This is a genomic window from endosymbiont of Ridgeia piscesae, from assembly GCF_001443665.1.
Taxonomy (GTDB): Bacteria; Pseudomonadota; Gammaproteobacteria; order Chromatiales; family Chromatiaceae; genus Endoriftia; species Endoriftia persephonae.
In genome coordinates, this window is the sequence record NZ_KQ557199.1 from 1 (window position 1) to 314 (window position 314).

Sequence of the window (314 nt, forward strand, 5' to 3'; positions counted from 1 at the left end):
GCCTCCAGCCCCAGCTCTTGGGTATTTGGTGAGCGGCCGGTGGCGACCAGCAGGGCATCCGCCGTCAGGGTCTTGCCGGCAGTCCGGATCTGAAACGACTGGCCGTCGTGATCGATCCGATCGGGGACGGTGTGACGTAGCATCCGCATACCCTCTGCTTCAAAGACCTTGCCGATGCCCGCGTCGAAATCGGCATCCTCCTTCGATAACAGGGTGCTGCGGGCCATCAGGGTGACCTGGCTGCCAAGACGCCGGAAGGCCTGGGCCAGCTCCAGGGCGACCACTGAGCCGCCCAGGACAACCAGATGGTTGGG

Annotated in this window: 1 protein-coding gene; it reads right to left on the reverse strand. The window is 64.6% G+C overall.

Translation table 11 applies throughout. The features are described from left to right. A partial coding sequence (locus Ga0074115_RS15565; RefSeq protein WP_198295086.1) for an FAD-dependent oxidoreductase occupies nt 1-314 on the reverse strand: 314 nt, incomplete at both ends.